Genomic DNA, 24,809 nt, shown 5'->3' on the forward strand with positions numbered 1-24,809 from the left:
CGTTACTGACTACAAAACGGTGTTGCGGGCGCGGTTCAGCTGCTGCGCATCAGCGGGTAAAGCTCTTTCAGCAATTTGCGGCGGCTGACGACCAACTGCCAGCGATGACCGCCCAACTGCCGCCACAGGCGTGCCGAACGAATCCCGGCCAGCAACAGCGCGCGGATCTTCGAAGCGTTGCTCGGCTGCTGCAGGTTGCGCATGTCGCCGTGAACCTGAATCCGTTGGCGCAAGGTGCTCAGGGTGTCCTGGTACAGCGCGCCGCAAGCGGCGATCACATTTTCGTGCGCCGGGCCGAAGTGTTCGACCTGGGACTGAATCTGCGGCAGACGTTTGCCGATCACCTCGAGCATGTCGTTGCGCTTGGCCAGTTGACGCTCCAGCCCGAGCATTGCCAGGGCGTAGCGCAGCGGTTCGCGCTGCAGGGTGCTCGGGTCACGTTCAAGGGCGCCGATCAGTGCGCGATAACCTTCGCGCAGATTGATGTCGTCGCCGCCGTAGACTTCCAGCGTGTCCTTGGGGTCGCGAATCAGCAGGCTGCCAAGCATGCAGGTCAGGCCGGCTTCGCTGGTCTGGCCGGTCTTGGCGATCTTGTCGACAAGGACGGCGGCGAGAAATACGCCGCCCAGCGCCGTCAGTTGCTCCTGAGTGGGGCTCATTGCTGCTCGCCTTGAAGGGTGCCTTTGCTGGTCCACGGTTCCGCCACTTCAATCACGCCGCCGCCGAGGCAGATTTCGCCGTCGTAGAACACCACGGACTGACCCGGAGTGACCGCGCGTTGCGGCTCATCGAAGGTCGCGCGGTAGCCGGTGGCGGTTTTCTCCAGTGTGCACGACTGGTCGCTCTGGCGATAACGCACTTTGGCGGTCAGCTTGCGCGGCTCGCTCAGGTCGATCGGGTTGACCCAATAGATGTCCGAGGCGAGCAGAGCGCGGGAGAACAGGTAAGGGTGGTCATTGCCCTGACCAACGATCAGTTCGTTGTGTTCCAGGTCTTTGATCAGCACGTACCACGGCTCGTCGCTGGCGTCTTTCAAGCCGCCGATGCCCAGGCCCTGACGCTGGCCGATGGTGTGGTACATCAAGCCGTGGTGGCGGCCGATGACTTCACCTTCGGTGGTTTTGATTTCGCCTGGCTGCGCCGGCAGGTATTGCTTGAGGAAGTCGCTGAAGCGGCGTTCGCCGATAAAGCAGATCCCGGTGGAATCCTTTTTCTTCGCGGTGGCGAGTTCGTATTTCTCGGCAATCGCCCGCACTTGCGGTTTTTCCAGCTCGCCGACCGGGAACAGGGTCTTGGCGATCTGTTCGCCGCCGACGGCATGCAGGAAGTAGCTCTGGTCCTTGTTCGGGTCCAGGCCCTTGAGCAGTTCGGTACGGCCGTCGATGTCGCGGCGGCGCACGTAGTGGCCGGTGGCGATCAGGTCGGCGCCGAGCACCATGGCGTAGTCGAGGAACGCCTTGAACTTGATTTCGCGGTTGCACAGGATGTCCGGGTTCGGCGTGCGACCGGCCTTGTATTCGGCCAGGAAGTGCTCGAACACGTTGTCCCAGTACTCGGCGGCGAAGTTGGCGGTGTGCAGCTTGATGCCAATTTTGTCGCACACGGCCTGGGCGTCCGCCAGGTCGTCCATGGCGGTGCAGTATTCCGTTCCATCGTCTTCTTCCCAGTTCTTCATGAACAGGCCTTCCACCTCATAACCCTGCTCGATCAGCAGGAGGGCGGAAACGGAAGAGTCCACGCCGCCGGACATGCCGACAATGACGCGCTTCTTTTGTGTGTCAGAAGGGGCTGGATCACGCATAGGGATTCAATGAGTGTCTTGAAAAAGGACGCGATTCTAGCAGGCCGCAGCCCACAAGGCTAAAGAGAAGGGCGGATCAGTTCGAGGCCGAAGTGTTTACCGTCCAGATAATCATCGATACAGCGGATGATCAGCTCACTGCGCCAGTTTGCGCGTTGTGCCAGCAGTTCGTCACGTGTCAGCCATTTTGCGCCGACGATGCCGTCATCCAGTTGATAGTCGGGGTGATGCTTGAGCGGTTTGGCGATGAAGCAGACTCGCTGATACGTCACGCCGTTGCTGGGGGCGGTGTAGAGGTAAATGCCCACCACGCCGGTCGCCTCGACGTCCCAGCCGGTTTCTTCGAGGGTTTCGCGTACGGCGGCTTCGGTCAGGGTTTCGTTCGGGTCGAGGTGCCCGGCGGGCTGGTTGAGCACCGTCCGTCCGTGCTTGGTTTCTTCGACCATCAGGAAGCGGCCATTGTCTTCGACGATGGTGGCGACGGTGATGTGGGGTTTCCAGTCCATAGATAGTCCTCAAATGTTGAAATGCGAAACCTGTAGGAGCCGGCTTGCCGGCGATCGCGGAGTGTCAGCCAATAAAAATGTTGAATGATAAACCGCTATCGCCGGCAAGCCGGCTCCTACACGGTTGTGGTCAGCCTGTAGAAACAGAAACCCCGGCACTGGGCCGGGGCTTCTTTGCATCCTTACAACCTTAAACCAGCGCAGCGATCGCGGCGTTGAAAGTGTTGCTTGGGCGCATGGCCTTGCTGATCAGCTCGGCATTGGCGTGGTAGTAACCGCCGATGTCCACTGGCTTGCCCTGAACGGCGTTGAGCTCGGCAACGATGGTCGCCTCGTTCTCGGTCAGGGTTTTTGCCAGCTCGCCGAACTGCGCTTGCAGTGCAGCGTCTTCAGTCTGGGCGGCCAGGGCCTGAGCCCAGTACAGCGCCAGGTAGAAGTGGCTGCCGCGGTTGTCGATGTTGCCGACTTTACGCGATGGCGACTTGTTGTTGTCCAGGAACTGGCCGGTGGCCTGGTCCAGGGTCTTGGCCAGAACCAGCGCCTTAGGGTTGTTGTAAGTAACGCCCAGGTGCTCAAGGGAAGCGGCCAGTGCGAGGAACTCGCCCAGGGAATCCCAGCGCAGGAAGTTCTCTTCCAGCAGCTGCTGAACGTGCTTCGGTGCCGAACCGCCGGCGCCGGTTTCGAACAGACCGCCGCCGTTCATCAACGGAACGATCGACAGCATCTTGGCGCTGGTGCCCAGTTCCATGATCGGGAACAGGTCGGTCAGGTAGTCGCGCAGTACGTTGCCGGTCACCGAGATGGTGTCCTTGCCTTCGCGGGTGCGGCCCAGGGTGAAGGCCATCGCGTCGACTGGCGACATGATGCGGATGTCCAGGCCGGAGGTGTCGTGATCCTTCAGGTAAGCCTGAACTTTCTCGATCACTACGCCATCGTGAGCGCGCATTGGGTCCAGCCAGAAGATCGCCGGGGTGCTGCTTGCGCGAGCACGGTTGACGGCCAGTTTGACCCAGTCCTGGATCGGCGCGTCTTTGGTCTGGCACATGCGGAAGATGTCGCCGGCTTCAACCGACTGCTCCAGCAGCAAGGCGCCTTTGCTGTCCGTCACGCGGACAACGCCGTTGGTCTTGATCTGGAAAGTCTTGTCGTGCGAGCCGTACTCTTCGGCTTTTTTCGCCATCAGGCCAACGTTTGGCACGCTGCCCATGGTGGTCGGATCGAAAGCGCCATGCAGCTTGCAGTCTTCGATAACGGCCTGGTAGATGGTGGCGTAGCAGCGATCCGGGATCACAGCCTTGGTGTCGTGCAGCTGACCGTCAGTGCCCCACATTTTGCCGGAGTCACGGATCATCGCCGGCATCGAGGCGTCGACGATTACGTCGCTCGGCACGTGCAGGTTGGTGATGCCTTTGTCGGAGTTGACCATGGCCAACGACGGACGAACGGCGTAGACCGCCTGGATGTCCGCTTCGATCTGCGCTTGTTGCTCGGCAGGCAAAGCCTTGATGCGAGCGTACAGGTCGCCGATGCCGTTGTTCAGGTTGAAGCCGATCTGTGCCAGCACGTCAGCGTGCTTGGCCAGTGCGTCTTTATAGAACTCGGCAACGATCTGGCCGAACATGATCGGGTCGGAGACCTTCATCATGGTGGCTTTCAGGTGAACCGACAGCAGCACGCCTTTGGCTTTGGCGTCTTCGATCTCGGCAGCGATGAAGCTGCGCAGAGCGTTTTTGCTCATGACCGCGCAATCGAGGATCTCACCGGCTTGCACGGTGGTCTTTTCTTTCAGGACGGTGGTGGTGCCGTCTTGAGCGATCAGTTCGATTTTGACGGCGTCAGCGGCGTCGATCAGGGCAGCTTTTTCGCTGCCGTAGAAATCGCCGGTGCTCATGTGCGCGACGTGGGACTTGGAGTCCGCAGCCCAGGCGCCCATTTTGTGCGGGTGCTTGCGAGCGTAGTTCTTGACCGACAGCGGGGCACGACGATCGGAGTTGCCTTCGCGCAGAACCGGGTTCACGGCGCTGCCCTTGATCTTGTCGTAACGCGACTTGGCTTCTTTGTCGGCGTCGCTGGTCACGGTTTCCGGGTAGTCCGGCAGTGCGAAGCCCTGGGCTTGCAGCTCTTTGATCGCGGCCTGCAGTTGCGGAACCGAAGCACTGATGTTCGGCAGCTTGATGATGTTGGCTTCTGGCGTAACGGCCAGGTCGCCCAGTTCGGCGAGGTGGTCGGCTACGGCTTTGTCACCCAATTGCTCGGGGAAGCTGGCCAGGATGCGCCCTGCAAGAGAGATATCGCGGGTTTCAACGGCGATATCAGCCGAAGCGGTGAACGCTTCTACGATAGGCAACAGTGAATAGGTGGCGAGGGCTGGGGCTTCGTCGGTGAAGGTATAGATGATCTTCGAGCGGGTGGGCATATTCGGATTAACTCTCTCTTCTTTGCTAAAGCGTGCGCAGAAACTCGAGGGGCGCCGGGTAAGCGCGTTCGTTCAAAGTCATCCATGAGCCGAATGTCGAGATTTGTGCGCGGTGATGTTGGGTGCATCAGTCGAGCGTCAAGCGGGTGGACTGCGGTAACAGTCCTGCTTTTTCGGGTCCAAAGTCTCGTGCTAGAGAGGTCGGCCGTCGTGACTCTGTGGTCAGCGGGCGGCATTATACATAGGTAGCTGGCAATCTGCCGATGGTTCATACGTAACGATTGTCGTCCATTGGTCTAAAGGTCGCAGGGGAGTGCAGGGCGTAGAGTCGTTGGCCGTGCTTGAGTTTGGCGCTTTTCCCTTTGCTTTCAGGCTTGTAGAACACGAACTGCGCAGCTTTGCAGTCGATGGGCAGAACATAGGGTTTGCGCGCCGATTTAACTGGGGTACGCTCGGACGAAGCCAGATGTTCAATCCAAACAATGGAGTTCAGCATGGGATACAAGAAGATTCAGGTTCCAGCAGTCGGCGACAAAATCACCGTCAACGCGGACCATTCTCTCAATGTTCCTAACAACCCGATCATCCCCTTCATCGAAGGCGATGGTATTGGCGTTGATATCAGCCCGGTCATGATCAAGGTTGTCGATGCTGCTGTTAAGAAGGCTTACGGCGGCGAGCGCAAAATTTCCTGGATGGAAGTCTACGCCGGGGAGAAAGCGACTCAGGTTTACGATCAGGACACCTGGCTGCCTCAGGAAACCCTGGACGCAGTCAAGGACTACGTGGTTTCCATCAAGGGCCCTCTGACCACGCCGGTCGGCGGCGGCATTCGTTCCCTGAACGTGGCCCTGCGTCAGCAACTCGACCTGTACGTGTGCCTGCGCCCGGTGCGCTGGTTCGAAGGCGTGCCTAGCCCGGTCAAGAAGCCAGGCGACGTCGACATGACCATCTTCCGTGAAAACTCGGAAGACATTTATGCCGGTATCGAGTGGAAGGCCGGTTCGCCGGAAGCGACCAAGGTCATCAAGTTCCTCAAAGAAGAAATGGGCGTCACCAAGATCCGTTTCGACGAAAACTGCGGTATCGGCGTCAAGCCGGTGTCCCTGCAAGGCACCAAGCGTCTGGCGCGCAAGGCTCTGCAGTACGTGGTCGACAACGACCGCGACTCGCTGACCATCGTGCACAAAGGCAACATCATGAAGTTCACCGAAGGTGCCTTCAAGGAATGGGCCTACGAAGTGGCGGCTGAAGAGTTCGGCGCGACCCTGCTCGATGGCGGTCCGTGGATGCAGTTCAAGAACCCGAAAACCGGCAAGAACGTCATCGTCAAGGATGCCATCGCCGACGCCATGCTCCAGCAGATCCTGCTGCGCCCGGCCGAATACGATGTGATCGCGACCCTGAACCTGAACGGCGACTACCTCTCCGACGCCCTGGCGGCGGAAGTGGGCGGTATCGGTATCGCGCCGGGTGCCAACCTGTCCGACACCATCGCCATGTTCGAAGCGACCCACGGTACTGCGCCGAAGTATGCCGGCAAGGACCAGGTCAACCCGGGCTCGCTGATCCTGTCCGCCGAGATGATGCTGCGTCACCTGGGCTGGACCGAAGCGGCCGACCTGATCATCAAGGGCACCAACGGCGCGATTTCCGCGAAGACCGTGACCTATGACTTCGAACGTCTGATGGACGGCGCGAAGCTGGTGTCGTCTTCCGGGTTTGGCGATGCACTGATTTCGCACATGTAAGCGAATCGGAACAAAAAAACCGCCTTCGGGCGGTTTTTTTATGACTGGGGGATGGCTTGCGTCAGTTCGACACTGTTTCTTTGTGGGGGGCGGGTGTGGGCAGTTCGTTAGAGGCTGGCGCCGCCGTAATCTTCACGGCGTGCAGGCCTTTAGGGCCTTGGACGATCTCGAATTTCACGAGCTGCCCGGCCTTGAGAGTTTTGTACCCGTCCATTTCAATGGATGAATAGTGGGCGAAGAAATCAATAAGGCAACCATCCTCGTGGCGACCTTCACTGGTGTCGGTATTGATGAAACCGAACCCTTTGGCATTGTTGAACCATTTCACCTTACCGACAGCCATGCTCATATCCCTCTGCAACAGACTCCATCACTGGAGTATCATCCAGTACATCCGCAGTCGAATCCTGTAAATAAGATTGACTCCGCGGACCTTTTTTACCCACTGTGGGCTCTATTGGTTGTAACACCGTTTTGCCGATAGTCAAGGTGACCCGGCAGTCGGTATTGAAATCGTTCATAACCGTCCCCACTACTGTATTCGCACAACTGACGAACCTTTCTTTCCATGCATGCAATCAGCCAGATTCGACTAACATTCAATCAGGATCGCCCTGATTTACACGACGACGATTCCGCAGGCATTGCTGTTCAGGAGGCCAAGCCTGCTTTACAGGCGCCGCCGATGTACAAGGTGGTTTTGTTTAATGATGACTACACACCGATGGATTTCGTCGTCGAAGTGCTCGAGGTGTTTTTTAACCTGAATCGCGAGCTGGCGACCAAGGTCATGCTGGCCGTCCACACAGAAGGACGGGCAGTATGTGGAGTGTTTACCCGCGACATTGCCGAGACCAAGGCCATGCAGGTCAACCAGTACGCCAGGGAAAGCCAGCATCCGCTACTCTGTGAAATCGAGAAGGACGGTTAATCGCCGACCACTTGGGTATGAGGTGAAGCTATGTTAAACCGCGAGCTCGAAGTCACCCTCAATCTTGCCTTCAAGGAGGCCCGTTCGAAGCGTCATGAGTTCATGACCGTCGAACATCTTCTGCTGGCCTTATTGGACAATGAGGCTGCCGCCACCGTTTTGCGTGCCTGCGGCGCCAACCTCGACAAACTCAAGCATGATCTGCAGGAGTTCATCGACTCCACCACGCCGTTGATCCCTATTCATGATGAGGATCGCGAGACCCAACCTACCCTGGGCTTCCAGCGTGTTCTGCAGCGTGCTGTTTTCCACGTACAGAGCTCGGGCAAACGCGAAGTGACTGGCGCCAACGTGCTGGTTGCGATCTTCAGTGAGCAAGAAAGTCAGGCAGTGTTCCTGCTGAAACAGCAGAGCGTTGCACGCATTGATGTCGTCAACTACATCGCACACGGCATTTCCAAAGTGCCGGGGCATGGCGATCACTCTGAAGGTGAGCAAGATATGCAGGACGACGAGGGCGGTGAGTCTTCTTCTTCAGGCAATCCTCTGGATGCTTATGCCAGTAACCTCAACGAACTCGCGCGCCAGGGTCGTATCGATCCGTTGGTAGGTCGTGAGCTCGAAGTCGAGCGCGTCGCGCAGATCCTCGCGCGTCGACGCAAAAACAACCCGCTGCTGGTGGGCGAGGCGGGCGTGGGTAAAACCGCGATTGCCGAAGGCCTGGCCAAGCGTATTGTCGACAACCAGGTGCCGGACCTGCTGGCCAACAGCGTGGTGTATTCCCTCGACTTGGGCGCCTTGCTGGCCGGGACCAAATACCGCGGCGATTTCGAGAAACGCTTCAAGGCGTTGCTCAATGAACTGAAAAAACGTCCGCAGGCGATCCTGTTCATCGACGAAATTCACACCATCATCGGTGCGGGTGCCGCGTCCGGTGGCGTCATGGATGCCTCGAACCTGCTCAAGCCGCTGCTGTCGTCCGGTGACATCCGTTGCATCGGTTCGACCACCTTCCAGGAATTCCGCGGCATCTTCGAGAAGGATCGTGCCCTGGCGCGACGCTTCCAGAAAGTCGATGTGTCGGAACCGTCGGTGGAAGACACCATCGGCATCCTGCGCGGCCTGAAAGGGCGTTTCGAGCTCCATCACAATATCGAATACAGTGATGAAGCCCTGCGCGCCGCTGCCGAACTGGCCTCGCGTTACATCAATGACCGGCACATGCCGGACAAGGCCATCGACGTGATCGACGAGGCGGGCGCCTACCAGCGTCTGCAGCCGATCGAGAAACGCGTGAAACGCATCGAAGTGCCTCAGGTCGAGGACATCGTCGCGAAAATCGCGCGGATTCCGCCAAAACACGTCACCAGCTCCGACAAAGAGCTGCTGCGTAACCTTGAGCGTGACCTGAAGCTGACGGTGTTTGGTCAGGATGCCGCAATCGATTCGCTGTCGACTGCGATCAAACTGTCCCGTGCCGGCCTCAAGTCGCCTGACAAGCCTGTCGGTTCGTTCCTGTTCGCAGGCCCGACCGGTGTCGGTAAAACCGAAGCGGCACGTCAGTTGGCCAAGGCGTTGGGTATCGAGCTGGTTCGTTTTGACATGTCCGAGTACATGGAGCGCCACACCGTATCGCGTCTGATCGGTGCACCTCCTGGCTATGTCGGGTTTGATCAGGGCGGTCTGCTGACCGAAGCCATCACCAAGCAGCCTCACTGCGTGCTGTTGCTCGATGAAATCGAGAAGGCGCATCCGGAAGTCTTCAACCTGCTGTTGCAGGTCATGGACCACGGTACGCTGACCGATAACAACGGGCGCAAGGCGGACTTCCGTAACGTGATTGTCATCATGACGACCAACGCCGGTGCCGAAACCGCAGCGCGTGCTTCGATCGGTTTCACCCATCAGGACCACTCGTCCGATGCGATGGAAGTGATCAAGAAGAGCTTCACGCCGGAGTTCCGCAACCGTCTGGACACCATTATCCAGTTTGGTCGCCTCAGTCATGAGGTCATCAAAAGCGTGGTGGACAAGTTCCTTACCGAGCTTCAGGCGCAGCTGGAAGACAAGCGCGTGCAGCTGGAAGTGACCGACGCGGCGCGCAGTTGGCTGGCGGCAGGTGGTTACGACTCGGCAATGGGCGCTCGGCCGATGGCGCGTTTGATCCAGGACAAGATCAAGCGTCCGCTGGCGGAAGAGATTCTCTTTGGCGAGCTGGCTGACCATGGTGGCGTGGTGCATATCGATCTGAAGGACGGCGAGCTGACCTTCGAGTTTGAAACCACGGCTGAAATGGCCTGACGGTTGTTGATCTGTTGTAAAGCGAAAGGCGCCTTCGGGCGCCTTTTTTGTTGTCTGCTTGGTTTGGGGGCATATCCGTTTCTTTGGTAACGGCGGCTATTGGTTTCGCCCTTACGGCGAGTCACTTGGAAGAGCCCCAAGTAACCAAGGGCTCTTGCCCCTTTCGTTCGGTGGCTCGCTAATGCTCGCCATGCCCTCGCTCCGGTCCTGCTCCGTGGGCCCGCCGCCATCGGCCATCCATGGCCGGGGGCGGCTAACCCGGCATCCATGCCGGGTTGCCCACTGCGCAGAACCTGCGCTCGGCCTCTCGAGGGGGCGCTCAGATCAAAAGCTGAAGGCGAGCTAACGCTCGGCCTGATGAGTGGTGAAAAGCGAAAGCAAACGCGATTCCTTGTAGGAGCCGGCTTGCCGGCGAAAATCGTCTGGGCAACGCGTTCATTCAGACACCCCGCGTTATCGTTGACGTCCATCGCTGGCAAGCCAGCTCCTACAATTTTGAATCGTGTGAACCCAATCCCTTGTAGGAGCCGGCTTGCCGGCGAAAAGCGTTTGGGCGACGCGTTCATTCAGACAGCCCGCGTTATCGTTGACGTCCATCGCTGGCAAGCCAGCTCCTACAATTTTGAATCGTGTGAACCCAATCCCTTGTAGGAGCCGGCTTGCTGGCGATAGCGGCGGGTCAGTCGCGCATTTATCGCCTGAAAGGACGCCATCGCCAGCAAGCCGGCTCCTACAGGGGAATGTGCAAACATCCAAAATTAGTGCAGCCACCACAGTGCGGAAGTGTGCGCACGACCGATGAGCCAGGTCGGCTTTCAGGCCGCCTCGGCGGCTGTGGCGGTGGTCGCCCCCTCGAGAGGCCGAGTGGAGGTTCTGCGCAGTGGGCAACCCGGCATGGATGCCGGGTTAGCCGCCCCCGGCCATGGATGGCCGATGGCGGCGTGCCCACGGAGCAGGACCGGAGCGAGGGTATGGCGAGCCTTAGCGAGGCACCGAACGAAAGGGGCAAAAGCGCTTTGGTTACTTTCGCGCTTTTCGAAAGTGACTCGCTGTAAAAGCGAAACCAATACCAGCCATCACCAAAAAAATGGATATTCACACCAAGCCAAGCCAAACCAAATCGCAGACAAACAAAAACGCCCGGCAAAAGCCGGGCGTCTTGTATTGACTTGATTAGCGAGCGCGGTAAGTGATGCGCCCTTTGCTCAAGTCATAGGGCGTCAGCTCGACGCGCACTTTGTCACCGGTAAGAATACGAATGTAGTTCTTGCGCATCTTGCCGGAGATATGCGCGGTTACGACGTGCCCATTTTCCAACTCCACGCGAAACATGGTGTTGGGCAGGGTGTCGACGACAGTGCCTTCCATTTCGAAGCTGTCTTCTTTCGACATGCAGTAAAGCCCTCGGTGTCCAATGAATGGCCCGGTGCAACTGCGCCAGGCAAAAGCGGCGTGCATTGTGCCCGAAAAATGGGGTTTAAGCCAAGGGGTTCTAGTTCAGGATGACCCAGCGCTGATTAATCAACAGTTCGATCGGGCGATATTGGGTCTTGTAGCTCATTTTTTTGCAGTTCTTGATCCAGTATCCGAGGTAGACCGCTTCAAGCCCCAGGCGCTGGGCCTCGGCGATTTGCCAGAGAATCGCATAGCGCCCCAGGCTGCGGCGTTCTTCAGAGGGTTCGTAGAAGGTGTAGACCGCCGACAGACCGTTCGGCAGCAAGTCAGTGACCGCCACCGCCAACAGCTGGCCCTCCAGGCGAAATTCGTAGAAGCGCGAAAATGGCAGGTCACGCACCAGGAAGGTCGAGAACTGGTCACGACTCGGCGGGTACATGTCGCCATCGGCATGGCGCTGTTCGATGTAGCGCTGATACAGGTCGAAGTACTCTTCGCTGAACTTCGGCTTGGTCGGGCGCACCTGCACGTCGGCATTGCGCTTGAAAATGCGTTTCTGCTGACGATTCGGTGAAAATTGCGCCACCGGAATGCGCGCAGGCACGCACGCATTGCAATTCTGGCAATGTGGCCGATAAAGATGATCGCCGCTGCGACGAAAACCCATTTCAGACAGGTCTGCATAGACATGCACATCCATGGGCTGGCTAGGGTCGAGGAACAGCGTTGTGGCCTGCTCCTCGGGCAGATAACTGCAAGAGTGGGGCTGAGTGGCATAAAACTTCAAACGCGCCAACTCGGTCATGATCAACCCTCGGTATAAGCTTTGAATTAAGTGTAAGCCACGCGCGCGAAAGTCGCTCAGCAAACCCAGGTGGCACGGCTGGGTTGGTCCAGATGCTGCGCAAGATAGCGGGCAAACTCGCGACGAGGAATGGCGCGGGCGCCCAGGCTGTGCAAATGATCGGTGGGCATCTGGCAGTCGATCAGCACGAAACCCGAGTCTTTCAGATGTTTGACCAGGGTGGCAAAGCCGAATTTGGAGGCGTTGTCGGCGCGGCTGAACATGGATTCGCCGAAAAACAACTGCCCCATCGCCAGGCCATAGAGCCCGCCGACCAGTTCCCCCTGATCCCAGACCTCCACCGAATGCGCGTAGCCCCGCTGGTGCAGCGCCAGGTAGGCGTTCTGCATCGCTTCGGTGATCCAGGTCCCGTCGGCATATTCGCGCGGTGCAGCGCACGCGCGAATGACCGCAGCAAAATCCTGATCAAAGGTCACTTGATAGCGTTGCTGACGCAGCAGCTTGCTGAGGCTGCGCGAGACATGCAGTTCGTCGGGAAACAGCACGGTACGCGGATCCGGCGACCACCAGAGAATCGGCTGGCCTTCCGAAAACCACGGAAAGCAGCCATGGCGATAGGCCTGAATCAGACGATCGGCGGACAGATCGCCGCCCGCAGCCAGCAATCCGTTGGGATCGCGCATGGCTTTTTCCAGCGGCGGGAAGGTCAGGGTGTTGCGTTGTAACCAAGTCAGCATGGCATCCGGGCTTACAGAAGGGGAGGGCAGTGGTGGGCGGTTGGGCCCACCGTGAAGTTTGCCGTCAAACGGCCGGAATGTCGTCGAGGTATTTCTCGGCGTCGAGTGCGGCCATGCAGCCGGCGCCGGCGGAAGTGACGGCCTGGCGATAAACGTGGTCGGCCACATCACCGGCGGCGAACACGCCGGGGATCTCGGTGGCGGTGGCATCGCCTTCGCTGCCGCCTCTGATCAGCAGATAACCGTCACGCATTTTCAGCTGGCCTTCGAACAGTCCGGTATTGGGCTTGTGGCCAATGGCGATGAACACGCCGGCCACCGACAGCTCGCTGGTTTCGCCGCTGTGGCTTTCGCGCAGGCGGGCGCCGGTCACGCCGCTGGCATCGCCCAGCACTTCATCGAGATTCTGGTTCCAGTGCAAACGGATATTACCGTTGGCGGCTTTTTCGAAGAGTTTGTCCTGAAGGATTTTCTCCGAGCGCAACTTGTCGCGTCGGTGGATCAAGTGGACTTCCTTGGCGATGTTGGACAAATACAACGCTTCTTCAACAGCGGTATTGCCGCCACCGACTACGGCGACTACCTGGTTGCGGTAGAAGAAGCCGTCGCACGTTGCGCAGGCCGAAACCCCTCTGCCGGCGAAGGCCTCTTCCGAGGGCAGACCCAGATACTGCGCCGAAGCGCCGGTGGCAATAATCAGTGCGTCGCACGTATAAGTGCCGCCGTCGCCGATAAGTTCGAACGGGCGCTGTTGCAACTTGGCTGTGTGGATGTGGTCGTAAACGATCTCTGTGTCAAAGCGCTCGGCGTGTTTTTGCATGCGTTCCATCAGTACCGGGCCGGTCAGGCCTTCGACGTCACCGGGCCAGTTGTCGACTTCGACGGTGGTGGTGAGCTGGCCACCTGCCTGTATGCCGGTAATGACCACAGGTTTGAGGTTGGCGCGGGCGGCATAAACCGCTGCGCTGTAACCGGCAGGGCCGGAACCCAGAATGATCAGACGGCAATGCTTGGATTCGCTCATAAAACACCTCATAAGCCTTTGTCACGAAAGAGAATGCGTGCTCAAATTGAATCGCAATCGGTGCGCCGTTAGCTATGCTGATCCATGGCCTGCCAGCATGGCATCGTACGAACAAACCCGTACAATGCGTGCCGGTCACTTGAATATTCAGTGCGCCCCGTGTTTATAAAAACCGGAGTGCAGTGTTAAAAGTAGTCCCAGTTGCGCCGGTTAACTTTTTTACCTGCCTGGATTGGGCAGTTTTTTATAGTCATTCAACAGATGGACGCGCCATAGGCGCAGGAAAAGAAGCGTTTTGAAGAAATCCACCGCAGCACCTAAACCAGCCGTCGTTCCGCTCTGGCGCCAGCATTTGCACTACCGGCTCAAGGAAGGTGCATTGATCGCCATCGGCGGCCTGTGCCTGTTCCTGATGATGGCCTTGTTGACTTACGGCAAGGACGATCCGGGCTGGAGCCATAACAGCAAGATCGACGATGTTCAGAACTTTGGCGGACCGGTCGGCTCCTACAGTGCCGACATCCTGTTCATGGTGCTGGGTTACTTCGCCTACATTTTCCCGCTGTTGCTGGCGGTCAAGACCTACCAGATCTTCCGTCAACGCCACGAGCCGTGGCAGTGGAGCGGCTGGCTGTTTTCCTGGCGCCTGATCGGCCTGGTGTTCCTGGTGCTGTCGGGCGCGGCCCTGGCCCACATCCATTTCCATGCACCGACCGGTCTGCCGGCCGGCGCGGGCGGCGCGTTGGGCGAAAGCCTTGGCGATCTGGCCCGCAATGCACTGAATATCCAGGGCAGCACCTTGCTGTTCATCGCGTTGTTCCTGTTCGGCCTGACGGTGTTCACCGACCTGTCGTGGTTCAAGGTGATGGACGTTACCGGCAAGATCACCCTCGACCTGTTCGAAGTGTTCCAGGGCGCGGCCAACCGCTGGTGGGCCGCCCGTGTCGAGCGCAAGCAGCTGGTTGCGCAGTTGCGTGAAGTCGATGATCGCGTGCATGACGTGGTCGCGCCGACCGTTACCGACAAGCGCGAGCAAGCCAAGGTCAAGGAACGCCTGATCGAGCGTGAGCAAGCCCTGAGCAAACACATGTCGGACCGCGAGAAGCAGGTCCCGCCGGTGATTGCCCCCGCGCCGCCGAAACCCGCCGCGCCAAGCCAGCGCGTGGAAAAAGAGAAACAGGCGCCGCTGTTCGTCGACAGCGCCGTCGAAGGCACCTTGCCGCCGATCTCGATTCTCGATCCTGCAGAAAAGAAACAACTCAATTATTCCCCGGAGTCGCTGGCGGCCGTTGGCCACTTGCTGGAAATCAAGCTCAAGGAATTCGGCGTCGAAGTCTCGGTAGACTCGATTCACCCGGGCCCGGTGATTACCCGTTACGAAATCCAGCCTGCCGCCGGGGTCAAGGTCAGCCGTATCGCCAACCTGGCGAAAGACCTGGCGCGTTCCCTGGCCGTGACCAGCGTGCGGGTGGTGGAAGTGATTCCGGGCAAGACCACCGTCGGTATCGAGATTCCCAACGAAGACCGGCAGATCGTGCGCTTCTCCGAAGTGCTGTCGACGCCTGAGTACGACAACTTTAAATCCCCGGTCACCCTGGCCCTCGGTCATGACATCGGCGGCAAGCCGGTCATCACCGACCTCGCGAAAATGCCGCACTTGCTGGTGGCCGGTACGACAGGTTCCGGTAAGTCGGTGGGTGTGAACGCGATGATTCTGTCGATCCTGTTCAAGTCCGGCCCGGAAGACGCCAAGCTGATCATGATCGACCCGAAAATGCTTGAGTTGTCGATCTACGAAGGCATTCCGCACCTGCTGTGCCCGGTTGTGACCGACATGAAAGACGCGGCCAACGCCCTGCGCTGGAGCGTGGCGGAGATGGAGCGTCGCTACAAACTGATGGCGAAGATGGGCGTGCGAAACCTGTCCGGCTTCAACGCCAAGGTCAAGGAAGCCCAGGACGCCGGCACGCCGCTGAGCGATCCGCTGTACAAGCGCGAAAGCATTCACGACGAAGCGCCGCTGCTGACCAAGCTGCCGACCATTGTCGTGGTGGTCGACGAATTCGCCGACATGATGATGATCGTCGGCAAGAAGGTTGAAGAGCTGATCGCCCGTATCGCCCAGAAGGCCCGTGCCGCCGGTATCCACTTGATCCTCGCGACCCAGCGTCCGTCGGTTGACGTGATCACCGGTCTGATCAAGGCAAACATCCCGACGCGCATGGCGTTCCAGGTGTCGAGCAAGATCGACTCGCGGACCATCATCGACCAGGGTGGTGCCGAGCAACTGCTGGGCCACGGTGACATGCTTTACATGCCGCCGGGCACCAGCCTGCCGATTCGTGTGCATGGCGCGTTCGTGTCCGATGACGAGGTTCACCGGGTGGTGGAAGCCTGGAAACTGCGCGGTGCGCCGGAATACAACGATGACATCCTCGCCGGTGTTGAAGAGGCCGGTAGCGGCTTTGAGAATGGCGGTGGCGGCGGTGATGACGATGCTGAAACCGATGCGCTGTACGACGAAGCGGTGCAGTTCGTACTGGAAAGCCGTCGCGCGTCCATCTCTGCGGTTCAGCGCAAGCTGAAAATCGGCTACAACCGCGCCGCACGCATGATCGAAGCCATGGAAATGGCCGGGGTCGTGACGTCCATGAACACCAACGGTTCGCGTGAAGTCCTGGCGCCTGGCCCGGTGCGCGACTGATTTGATTTGCAAGGATGGTGCGGTGACGCACCGTCCGAACTCCCACGAATGTTATGAGGACTCCCATGCGTCTTATCCGCATGCTGTTGCTGCCGGTTCTGGCTTTGACCACGCTCTCGGCCCACGCCGATGACAAGGACGTGGCACGTCTGACCCAACTCCTGGAAAAATCCCAGACCCTGACCGCACGCTTCTCGCAGCTGACCCTCGATGGCAGCGGCACCCAGTTGCAGGAAACGGCCGGTGAAATGTCGCTGCAGCGCCCGGGCCTGTTCTACTGGCACACCGATGCGCCGGCCGAGCAAGTCGTGGTTTCCGACGGCAAGAAAGTGACCCTGTGGGACCCGGACCTGGAACAGGCCACCATCAAGACCCTCGATCTGCGTCTGAGCCAGACGCCGGCGTTGCTGTTGTCCGGTGACGTGTCCAAGATCAGCCAGAGCTTCGCCATCAGCGCCAAGGAAGCTGGCGGTGTGATTGACTTCACCCTGAAGCCGAAATCCAAGGACACCCTGTTCGACAGCCTGCGCCTGTCGTTCCGCAATGGCCTGGTCAATGACATGCAACTGATCGACAGCGTCGGCCAGCGTACCAACATCCTGTTTACCGGCGTGAAGGCCAACGAGCCGATCCCGGCGTCGAAGTTCAAGTTCGACATCCCTAAAGGCGCGGACATCATCCAGGAGTAACACAAATCCCTTGTAGGAGCCGGCTTGCTGGCGATGGCGATTATTCATTCAACATTAATGTCGACTGACCCACCATCGCCAGCAAGCCGGCTCCTACAGAGGCCTGCAGTGTTCAAGTAGTGAGGTTTCGCAAGTCGTGATGGACCTGTTTCGCAGCGCCCCGATAGCTCAGCCCTTGGCCGCCCGTTTGCGTGCGGCCAATCTGGACGAGTACGTCGGTCAGGAACACGTGCTCGCTCGCGGCAAGCCTTTGCGCGAAGCGCTGGAGCAGGGTGCGCTGCATTCGATGATTTTCTGGGGCCCGCCGGGCGTGGGCAAAACCACCCTGGCGCGGTTGCTGGCGGAAGTCTCGGATGCGCACTTCGAAACGGTCTCGGCTGTATTGGCCGGCGTGAAGGAAATCCGCCAGGCGGTGGAAATCGCCAAGCAACAGGCCGGCCAGTACGGCAAACGCACCATCCTGTTCGTCGACGAAGTGCATCGCTTCAACAAGTCGCAGCAGGACGCCTTCCTGCCGTACGTCGAAGACGGCACGCTGATTTTCATCGGCGCGACCACGGAAAATCCCTCGTTCGAACTCAATAACGCCTTGCTCTCCCGGGCGCGCGTCTACGTACTCAAAAGCCTCGACGAAGCGGCGCTGCGCAAACTGGTGCATCGTGCGCTGACCGAAGAGCGTGGCCTGGGCAAACGGCAACTGACCCTCAGCGATGAAGGCTTTCAGATGCTGCTGTCCGCCGCCGATGGCGATGGTCGACGCCTGCTCAACCTGCTGGAAAACGCCTCGGACCTTGCCGAAGACAACAGCGAAATCGGCGTCGATCTCCTGCAAAGCCTGCTCGGCGATACCCGTCGGCGGTTCGACAAGGGCGGCGAAGCGTTTTACGACCAGATTTCCGCGCTGCATAAATCGGTTCGCGGCTCCAATCCGGACGGCGCGTTGTACTGGTTTGCACGGATGATCGATGGCGGTTGCGATCCGCTGTACCTCGCCCGGCGCGTGGTGCGCATGGCCAGCGAAGACATCGGCAACGCCGACCCCCGCGCCTTGAGCCTGTGCCTGGCCGCGTGGGAAGTGCAGGAACGCCTCGGCAGCCCGGAAGGCGAGTTGGCGGTGGCCCAGGCCATCACCTATCTGGCCTGCGCGCCGAAAAGCAACGCGGTGTACATGGGTTTCAAAGCCGCGATGCGCAGCGCCACCGAACACGGTTCGCTGGAAGTGCCGTTGCACCTTCGCAACGCCCCGACCAAGTTGATGAAGCAACTCGGTTACGGCGACGAGTACCGTTATGCCCACGATGAGCCGGATGCCTACGCTGCCGGCGAAGACTACTTCCCCGAAGAGCTTGAGCCGCAACCGTTCTATCAGCCAGTGCCGCGAGGCCTGGAGCTGAAGATCGGCGAGAAGCTCAATCACCTCGCGCAACTTGACCGTTTAAGCCCCCGGCAGCGGAGAAAATAGTGCTTCCATTGATTGTTGCGGTTTCCGTCGGCGGGGTCGCTGGCACGCTGTTGCGCTTCGCCACTGGCAACTGGGTCAACGCTAATTGGCCACGGCACTTCTATACCGCGACGCTGGCCGTTAATATCGTCGGCTGTTTGCTGATCGGCGTTCTATACGGTCTGTTTTTGATTCGCCCGGAGGTGCCTTTCGAAGTGCGCGCCGGGCTGATTGTCGGCTTCCTCGGGGGGCTGACGACTTTTTCATCCTTTTCACTGGATACGGTGCGCCTGCTGGAAAGCGGGCAGGTGCCACTAGCCCTGGGCTATGCTGCCATCAGCGTATTCGGCGGGCTGCTCGCCACTTGGGCCGGCCTGTCCTTGACCAAACTTTGATAACGAGAGACCGACATGCTCGATTCCAAACTGTTACGTAGCAACCTTCAGGACGTAGCGGACCGCCTGGCATCCCGTGGCTACACGCTGGATGTTGCGCGCATCGAAGCGCTGGAAGAACAGCGCAAGACCGTCCAGACCCGCACCGAAGCACTGCAGGCTGAACGTAATGCGCGCTCCAAATCCATCGGTCAGGCCAAGCAGCGCGGCGAAGACATCGCGCCGTTGATGGCGGACGTCGAGCGCATGGCCAACGAATTGAGCGCCGGCAAAGTGGAACTGGACGGGATTCAGACCGATCTGGATTCGATCCTGCTCGGCATCCCGAACCTGCCGCACGAATCCGTGCCAATCGGCGATGACGAAGACGGCAACGTTGAAGTGCGCCGCTGGGGCACCCCGACCGCGTTCGATTTCCCGGTCCAGGACCATGTCGCCCTGGGCGAGAAATTCGGCTGGCTGGACTTCGAAACCGCCGCCAAGCTGTCCGGAGCGCGTTTCGCCTTGCTGCGTGGCCCGATCGCCCGTCTGCACCGCGCCCTGGCGCAGTTCATGATCAACCTGCACACCAGCGAGCACGGTTACGAAGAGGCCTATACGCCTTATCTGGTCCAGGCGCCGGCGCTGCAAGGCACCGGTCAATTGCCGAAATTCGAAGAAGACCTGTTCAAGATCGCTCGCGAAGGCGAGGCCGATCTGTACCTGATCCCGACCGCTGAAGTGTCGCTGACCAACATCGTCGCCGGCGAAATCGTCGATTCGAAACTACTGCCGATCAAGTTCGTCGCCCATACGCCGTGCTTCCGCAGTGAAGCCGGTGCGTCGGGTCGCGATACCCGCGGCATGATTCGCCAGCACCAGTTCGACAAGGTCGAGATGGTCCAGATCGTTGAGCCATCGACCTCGATGGAAGCGCTGGAAGGCCTGACCGCCAACGCCGAGAAAGTCCTGCAATTGCTGGAACTGCCTTATCGCACCCTTGCGCTGTGCACCGGCGACATGGGCTTCAGCGCAGTCAAGACCTACGACCTGGAAGTGTGGATCCCGAGCCAGGACAAATACCGCGAGATTTCGTCGTGCTCCAACTGCGGCGATTTCCAGGCCCGTCGCATGCAAGCGCGTTTCCGCAACCCGGAAACCGGCAAGCCTGAACTGGTTCACACCCTGAACGGTTCCGGTCTGGCGGTCGGTCGTACCCTCGTTGCCGTGCTGGAAAACTACCAGCAGGCCGACGGTTCGATCCGTGTGCCGGACGTGCTGAAACCGTACATGGGTGGCCTCGAGGTCATCGGCTAAATGGACTATCTGCCGCTGTTTCACAACCTTCGCGGCAGTCGTGTGTTGGTCGTCGGTGGGGGGGAAATTGCCTTGCGCAAATCCCGCCTGCTGGCCGAAGCCGGTGCGCTGCTGCGGGTGGTTGCGCCTGAAATCGAACCGCAACTGCGCGAACTCGTTGCCGGCAGCGGTGGCGAGTGCCTGGTGCGTGGCTACGTCGAAGCGGATCTGGACGGCTGCGGGCTGATCATTGCCGCCACCGATGATGAACCGCTGAATGCACAAGTCTCCGCCGATGCTCATCGGCGTTGCGTGCCGGTCAACGTGGTGGATGCGCCAGCCTTGTGCAGCGTGATCTTCCCGGCGATCGTCGACCGTTCGCCATTGATCATCGCGGTTTCCAGTGGCGGCGATGCGCCGGTGCTGGCGCGGTTGATCCGCGCCAAGATCGAAACCTGGATTCCTTCCACCTACGGTCAACTGGCCGGTCTGGCTGCGCGTTTTCGCAGTCAGGTCAAAGGCCTGTTTCCGGATGTACAGCAGCGTCGGGCGTTCTGGGAAGATGTGTTCCAGGGCCCGATTGCCGACCGGCAACTGGCCGGGCAGGGCGCTGAAGCCGAGCGCATGATGCAGGCGAAAATCAGCGGTGAAGCGCCGGTTGCCACGGGTGAGGTGTATCTGGTCGGTGCAGGGCCGGGTGATCCCGACCTGTTGACCTTCCGCGCCTTGCGCCTGATGCAGCAAGCCGATGTGGTGCTGTATGACCGGTTGGTGGCGCCGGCGATTCTCGATTTGTGCCGTCGCGATGCCGAGCGGGTCTACGTCGGCAAGCGTCGTGCCGATCACGCCGTGCCGCAGGATCAGATCAACCAGCAACTGGTGGACCTGGCCAAACAAGGCAAGCGCGTGGTGCGGTTGAAGGGCGGTGATCCGTTCATCTTCGGCCGTGGCGGTGAAGAGATCGAAGAACTGGCGGCCCATGGCATCCCGTTCCAGGTGGTGCCGGGCATCACGGCGGCCAGCGGTTGCGCGGCGTACGCCGGGATTCCGCTGACCCACCGCGATTACGCGCAGTCGGTGCGATTTGTCACCGGGCACCTGAAGGACGGTTCCACCGATTTGCCGTGGGGTGACCTGGTTGCGCCGGCGCAAACCCTGGTGTTCTACATGGGGCTGGTGGGCTTGCCGATCATCTGCGAGCAGTTGATCAAGCATGGTCGCGCAGCGGATACGCCGGCGGCGTTGATTCAGCAGGGCACCACGGTTAATCAGCGGGTGTTTACCGGCACCTTGGCCGATCTTCCACGGCTGGTAGCGGAGCATGAAGTACATGCACCGACGCTGGTGATTGTTGGGGAAGTGGTGCAGTTGCGCGAGAAACTGGCGTGGTTTGAGGGGGCTCAGGCGCAAGTCTGAAGACCGAGTCGCTTCCTTCGCGGGCAAGCCTCGCTCCTACAGATTTTATGTTGTTCGCACGATTGCGGGTGGACACAAAACCTGTAGGAGCGAGGCTTGCCCGCGAAGGGGGCCTCAAAATCGAAATAGAACCCGGATCAGGCGCTGTTCTTGCGCCAAACCCCTTTCCCACTCAACCGCGCCCGATCATGCGCCACGGTAAAGTCCTGCTCCGGCCCCTTCGGCACAACACCGGTCGGGTTGATGGTCTTGTGACTGCCGTAGTAGTGGTTCTTGATGTGCTGAAAATCCACCGTCTCGGCAATCCCCGGCCACTGATAAATCTCGCGCAGCCAGTTCGACAGGTTCGGATAATCGGCAATCCGCCGCAGGTTGCACTTGAAGTGCCCGTGGTACACCGCATCAAAGCGGATCAGCGTGGTAAACAGGCGAATGTCCGCTTCAGTCAGGTATTCGCCCACCAGATAACGATTGGCGTCTAACAGCTGTTCCAGTCGATCCAGTTCCGCAAACAACCCGTCAAACGCCTCTTCATAAGCCGTCTGCGATGTCGCGAACCCGGCGCGGTACACACCGTTGTTCACCGCCGGATAAATCCGCTCATTCAACGCATCGATCTCGCCGCGCAACGGCGCCGGATAGAAATCCAGGTCATTGCCGGTCAAGTCATCGAATGCGCCGTTGAACATGCGGATGATCTCCGCCGATTCATTGTTGACGATGCGATTCTGCTGCTTGTCCCAGAGCACCGGCACAGTGACGCGGCCAGTGTAGTCGGCAGTGTCGGCGGTATAGCGCTGGTGCATGAAGTTGAAGTGATCGAGCTTGTCGCCGGTCGAGCCGAAGTGCTTGTCGAAGGTCCAGCCGTTTTCCAGCATCAGCCAACTGACCACCGACACGTCGATCAGGCTTTCAAGGCCTTTGAGTTTGCGCAGGATCAGTGTGCGATGCGCCCACGGACAGGCGAGCGATACGTAGAGGTGATAACGACCCGCCTCGGCGGCAAAGCCACCCACACCGGTCGGGCCGGGCGTGCCGTCGGCGGTCAGCCAGTTTCGACGCTGCGCCTGTTCGCGCTGGAACGCGCCGTCCTTGCTGCTTTCGTACCACTGGTCATGCCAGCGACCTTCGACTAACAAACCCATGTTCAAGACTCCTCAACCGATAAGCGTTGGAGAGGAGTCTATTCCGATAGGTTCGATAAAAAAGCGCAAAGGTTGGGCGCTTATGATCGGTTAAATCGATCTATCCCGTGCATCCCAATATTTCTGGGCTGTTTCGAAGGCGATTTCGCGAGGTTGGCCGAGGCCGCGTAGTGCGAGGGCCATTGTCGCAATCAGCGCCATTTGCGGATAACTGTCGACCACGTCGCCACGCCATACGGCTTTCAAATGTTCGGGATCGAGAGAGGCGGGTTTGACATGGCGTTGCGCCGACAGCTGCGGCCATTCCTCATCCCAGCTCTCGCCACCGGTGGTGCCGTACAGGTGGCTGTCGGTGTCGGGGTTGATCTCGATCTCGCCGCCATCGCCCTTGACCACAATCGCGGTGTCGCCGAGCAAGCCGCTGGCATCGCGATGCACCGCCTGGTAGCCGGGGTGGAAAATGCTTTGCAGGCCGCAGCGGGCGTTCAACGGATTGAGAATGCGCGTCAGGGAGTGGATCGGCGAGCGTAGGCCCAAGGTATTGCGCAGGTCGATCATGCGTTGCAGTTGCGGCGCCCAATCCACCAGCGGCATGAACGCCAGGCCGCCGTTATCGAGCGCCGAGCCGACCTGTTGCCAGTTGCGGCACAACGGGATCTTCAGCTCATCCAGCAGTTGCTCGCTGTACAGCCGCCCGGCCGTATGTGCGCCGCCGCCGTGCATGAAAATCCGCACGCCGTTCTGCGCCAGGCACTTGGCCGCCAGCAGATACCACGGCAGATGGCGTTTCTTGCCGGCGTAGGTTGGCCAATCCAGATCGACATTCAGGGTCGGTGGTTGCAAGCGCTCACGCAGGGCTTCGGTGAAACCGGCCATTTCCTCGGCGCTTTCTTCCTTGTGCCGCAGCAGCATCAGAAATGCACCGAGCTGAGTGTCTTCGACCTTGTCGTCGAGCACCATGCCCATGGCTTCGCGGGCTTCCTCGCGGGTCAGGTCGCGGGCGCCGCGCTTGCCTTTGCCGAGGATCCGCACGAATTGGGCGAAGGGGTGTTCGGCGGGCGTTTCTAGAGTCAGCACTGGATAATCGGTCATAAGCAATTCGTCGGTTTGGGCAGGCCCGCCAGTTTCGCGGCGAGTTTGGCAGGGGTGCCTTTGAACAGTCGGTTCAGGTGCAGGCTGTTGCCTTTTTCCGGGCCGAGCTTCAACGCTGTGTACTTGATCAGCGGACGTGTCGCCGGGGACAGCTGGAATTCGGCGTAGAAGCTGCGCAGCAATTCGAGGATTTCCCAGTGCTCGGGGCTCAACTCGATGTCTTCGGCAGCGGCGAGGGCGCTGGCCACGTCGGCGGACCAGTCGCTCAGTTCAACCAGGAAACCGTCCTTGTCCAACTCGATGGCGCGGGCGCCGACCGTCAGTGCATTCATAACCAGCTGTTGACCTTGTCGTAGTGAATCGACAGTTCGACGAAGGCGGGATAATCGATCGCCTTGGCCGTATCCGGAACCTCCACCGCACGAGCCTGGGCGTCTTCGGCCAACACGAACAGCGTTGGGTTGCCGGTGATCAGTGCGTTGAAGGGCGCGGTGCCCGGTTGCAACGCATACACCGCGTCACCGGTCAGCAGCAGCGCATCGTTCGCGCCGATCAGGCGCAGGCAACTGCTCAGGCGGTCGTCGCCGAACGGGGAATGAGACAACACATGCAAAGTCGACATCAGAGGGTGATCACCTGGTCGTAACGGTCAATAAGGGCGGTGATTTCGCGGGCGGCCAGCACCTGGGCTTCTGCCAGCGACAAGCTGTCCGGGGCCAGGCCGCGTTCAGCGGCGCTGTCGCCAGAGACGAACAGGTCTTCGACGCCGAACATCGGCAACGCTTGCAGGTTGGCGCTCAAGTCTTTTTGTTGCAGGGCCTTGGCGTCCTGTTTCGGCGCGAGCTGGAACACCCCGTCATCAAGAAACAGCAGGCCGATCGGCAGGTCGAAGGCACCGCCGGCCAGCACGATGTCCAGTGCTTCACGTGCGCTCGGCCCGGACCACGGCGCCTGACGGCTGATAATCAGCAAGGATTTAGGCATG

At 59.6% G+C, this 24,809-nt stretch carries 24 protein-coding genes; 9 read left to right on the forward strand and 15 right to left on the reverse strand.

Annotated features, from left to right (window positions below):
• Positions 1–35: 35 nt before the first annotated feature.
• The 5 genes from hflD to IB246_RS27455 all read right to left on the reverse strand — a co-directional run bounded on the left by hflD (position 36) and on the right by IB246_RS27455 (position 5,219).
• Positions 36–659 carry a high frequency lysogenization protein HflD gene (hflD, locus tag IB246_RS27435; protein ID WP_008041238.1) on the reverse strand — a complete coding sequence of 208 codons (624 nt, stop codon included), beginning with the start codon at positions 657–659 and terminating at the stop codon, positions 36–38.
• Entirely contained in the window at positions 656–1,801 is a 1,146-nt protein-coding gene (gene mnmA / locus IB246_RS27440) for a tRNA 2-thiouridine(34) synthase MnmA (RefSeq protein ID WP_008041236.1), read from the reverse strand. Before mnmA ends, hflD begins: the two co-directional genes overlap by 4 nt.
• Before the next feature lie 59 nt (positions 1,802–1,860).
• Entirely contained in the window at positions 1,861–2,307 is a 447-nt protein-coding gene (locus IB246_RS27445) for an NUDIX hydrolase (protein WP_008041234.1), read from the reverse strand.
• A gap of 190 nt (positions 2,308–2,497) precedes the next feature.
• Positions 2,498–4,723, reverse strand: a complete 2,226-nt coding sequence (locus IB246_RS27450) for an NADP-dependent isocitrate dehydrogenase (RefSeq protein WP_192227333.1) — start codon at positions 4,721–4,723, stop codon at positions 2,498–2,500.
• A 268-nt stretch (positions 4,724–4,991) separates the two neighbouring features.
• Positions 4,992–5,219, reverse strand: a complete 228-nt coding sequence (locus IB246_RS27455) for a hypothetical protein (RefSeq protein ID WP_032829130.1) — start codon at positions 5,217–5,219, stop codon at positions 4,992–4,994.
• On the opposite strand from IB246_RS27455, the gene icd reads away from it, so the two are divergent.
• Complete coding sequence (gene icd / locus IB246_RS27460; protein ID WP_008033986.1) at positions 5,218–6,474, forward strand: NADP-dependent isocitrate dehydrogenase; 1,257 nt, start codon at positions 5,218–5,220, stop codon at positions 6,472–6,474. The genes IB246_RS27455 and icd overlap by 2 nt on opposite strands.
• A gap of 61 nt (positions 6,475–6,535) precedes the next feature.
• Here the strand turns inward: icd and IB246_RS27465 are convergent, their stop codons facing one another.
• On the reverse strand, positions 6,536–6,817 hold the full coding sequence (locus IB246_RS27465) for a cold shock domain-containing protein (RefSeq protein ID WP_192230217.1): 282 nt from the start codon (positions 6,815–6,817) through the stop codon (positions 6,536–6,538).
• Between the two features lie 225 nt (positions 6,818–7,042).
• On the opposite strand from IB246_RS27465, the gene clpS reads away from it, so the two are divergent.
• Positions 7,043–7,405: an ATP-dependent Clp protease adapter ClpS gene (gene clpS / locus IB246_RS27470; protein ID WP_015094394.1), complete on the forward strand. Its 363-nt coding sequence runs from the start codon at positions 7,043–7,045 to the stop codon at positions 7,403–7,405.
• 30 nt (positions 7,406–7,435) lie between these two features.
• The gene (gene clpA, locus IB246_RS27475; protein ID WP_008033994.1) at positions 7,436–9,706 is read left to right on the forward strand and encodes an ATP-dependent Clp protease ATP-binding subunit ClpA; all 2,271 of its coding nucleotides are present in this window, start codon (positions 7,436–7,438) and stop codon (positions 9,704–9,706) included.
• 1,173 nt (positions 9,707–10,879) lie between these two features.
• Here the strand turns inward: clpA and infA are convergent.
• The 4 genes from infA to trxB all read right to left on the reverse strand — a co-directional run bounded on the left by infA (position 10,880) and on the right by trxB (position 13,667).
• Positions 10,880–11,098: a translation initiation factor IF-1 gene (infA, locus tag IB246_RS27480; protein ID WP_002553999.1), complete on the reverse strand. Its 219-nt coding sequence runs from the start codon at positions 11,096–11,098 to the stop codon at positions 10,880–10,882.
• Between the two features lie 100 nt (positions 11,099–11,198).
• Positions 11,199–11,906, reverse strand: a complete 708-nt coding sequence (locus IB246_RS27485) for an arginyltransferase (RefSeq protein ID WP_008029519.1) — start codon at positions 11,904–11,906, stop codon at positions 11,199–11,201.
• Positions 11,907–11,962: 56 nt separating this feature from the next.
• Positions 11,963–12,643: a leucyl/phenylalanyl-tRNA--protein transferase gene (aat, locus tag IB246_RS27490; RefSeq protein WP_008043823.1), complete on the reverse strand. Its 681-nt coding sequence runs from the start codon at positions 12,641–12,643 to the stop codon at positions 11,963–11,965.
• Positions 12,644–12,707: 64 nt separating this feature from the next.
• Positions 12,708–13,667: a thioredoxin-disulfide reductase gene (trxB, locus tag IB246_RS27495; protein WP_008029514.1), complete on the reverse strand. Its 960-nt coding sequence runs from the start codon at positions 13,665–13,667 to the stop codon at positions 12,708–12,710.
• A 295-nt stretch (positions 13,668–13,962) separates the two neighbouring features.
• Here trxB and IB246_RS27500 point away from each other — a divergent pair, with 295 nt between their 5' ends.
• From IB246_RS27500 to cysG, 6 genes are all read left to right on the forward strand, one after another.
• Entirely contained in the window at positions 13,963–16,371 is a 2,409-nt protein-coding gene (locus IB246_RS27500) for a DNA translocase FtsK (protein ID WP_032832837.1), read from the forward strand.
• A gap of 65 nt (positions 16,372–16,436) precedes the next feature.
• Positions 16,437–17,060: an outer membrane lipoprotein chaperone LolA gene (gene lolA / locus IB246_RS27505; RefSeq protein ID WP_008043813.1), complete on the forward strand. Its 624-nt coding sequence runs from the start codon at positions 16,437–16,439 to the stop codon at positions 17,058–17,060.
• A 139-nt stretch (positions 17,061–17,199) separates the two neighbouring features.
• Positions 17,200–18,522 carry a replication-associated recombination protein A gene (locus tag IB246_RS27510; protein WP_008029505.1) on the forward strand — a complete coding sequence of 441 codons (1,323 nt, stop codon included), beginning with the start codon at positions 17,200–17,202 and terminating at the stop codon, positions 18,520–18,522.
• Positions 18,522–18,896 carry a fluoride efflux transporter CrcB gene (gene crcB, locus IB246_RS27515; RefSeq protein WP_008029503.1) on the forward strand — a complete coding sequence of 125 codons (375 nt, stop codon included), beginning with the start codon at positions 18,522–18,524 and terminating at the stop codon, positions 18,894–18,896. The genes IB246_RS27510 and crcB overlap by 1 nt, the downstream gene beginning before the upstream one ends.
• A 15-nt stretch (positions 18,897–18,911) precedes the next feature.
• A complete protein-coding gene (gene serS / locus IB246_RS27520; protein WP_008043810.1) occupies positions 18,912–20,192 on the forward strand; it encodes a serine--tRNA ligase in 1,281 nt (426 codons plus the stop codon).
• The gene (gene cysG, locus IB246_RS27525; RefSeq protein WP_008043806.1) at positions 20,193–21,587 is read left to right on the forward strand and encodes a siroheme synthase CysG; all 1,395 of its coding nucleotides are present in this window, start codon (positions 20,193–20,195) and stop codon (positions 21,585–21,587) included.
• 137 nt (positions 21,588–21,724) lie between these two features.
• Here cysG and IB246_RS27530 read toward each other — a convergent pair whose 3' ends face one another.
• From IB246_RS27530 to tusC, 5 genes are all read right to left on the reverse strand, one after another.
• Positions 21,725–22,732 (reverse strand): glutathione S-transferase family protein, encoded by a 1,008-nt coding sequence (locus tag IB246_RS27530; protein ID WP_008043794.1) that lies wholly within the window; start codon positions 22,730–22,732, stop codon positions 21,725–21,727.
• A 90-nt stretch (positions 22,733–22,822) separates the two neighbouring features.
• Positions 22,823–23,824 (reverse strand): glycosyl transferase family protein, encoded by a 1,002-nt coding sequence (locus IB246_RS27535; RefSeq protein ID WP_008043793.1) that lies wholly within the window; start codon positions 23,822–23,824, stop codon positions 22,823–22,825.
• Positions 23,821–24,156, reverse strand: a complete 336-nt coding sequence (locus IB246_RS27540; protein ID WP_008043792.1) for a TusE/DsrC/DsvC family sulfur relay protein — start codon at positions 24,154–24,156, stop codon at positions 23,821–23,823. Before IB246_RS27540 ends, IB246_RS27535 begins: the two co-directional genes overlap by 4 nt.
• Complete coding sequence (gene tusB / locus IB246_RS27545) at positions 24,153–24,446, reverse strand: sulfurtransferase complex subunit TusB (protein WP_008043791.1); 294 nt, start codon at positions 24,444–24,446, stop codon at positions 24,153–24,155. Before tusB ends, IB246_RS27540 begins: the two co-directional genes overlap by 4 nt.
• A complete protein-coding gene (tusC, locus tag IB246_RS27550; protein ID WP_008043790.1) occupies positions 24,446–24,808 on the reverse strand; it encodes a sulfurtransferase complex subunit TusC in 363 nt (120 codons plus the stop codon). The genes tusB and tusC overlap by 1 nt, the downstream gene beginning before the upstream one ends.
• Position 24,809: the final 1 nt, after the last annotated feature.

This window comes from Pseudomonas sp. PDM01, from assembly GCF_014852325.1.
GTDB classification, from domain to species: Bacteria; Pseudomonadota; Gammaproteobacteria; order Pseudomonadales; family Pseudomonadaceae; genus Aquipseudomonas; species Aquipseudomonas migulae.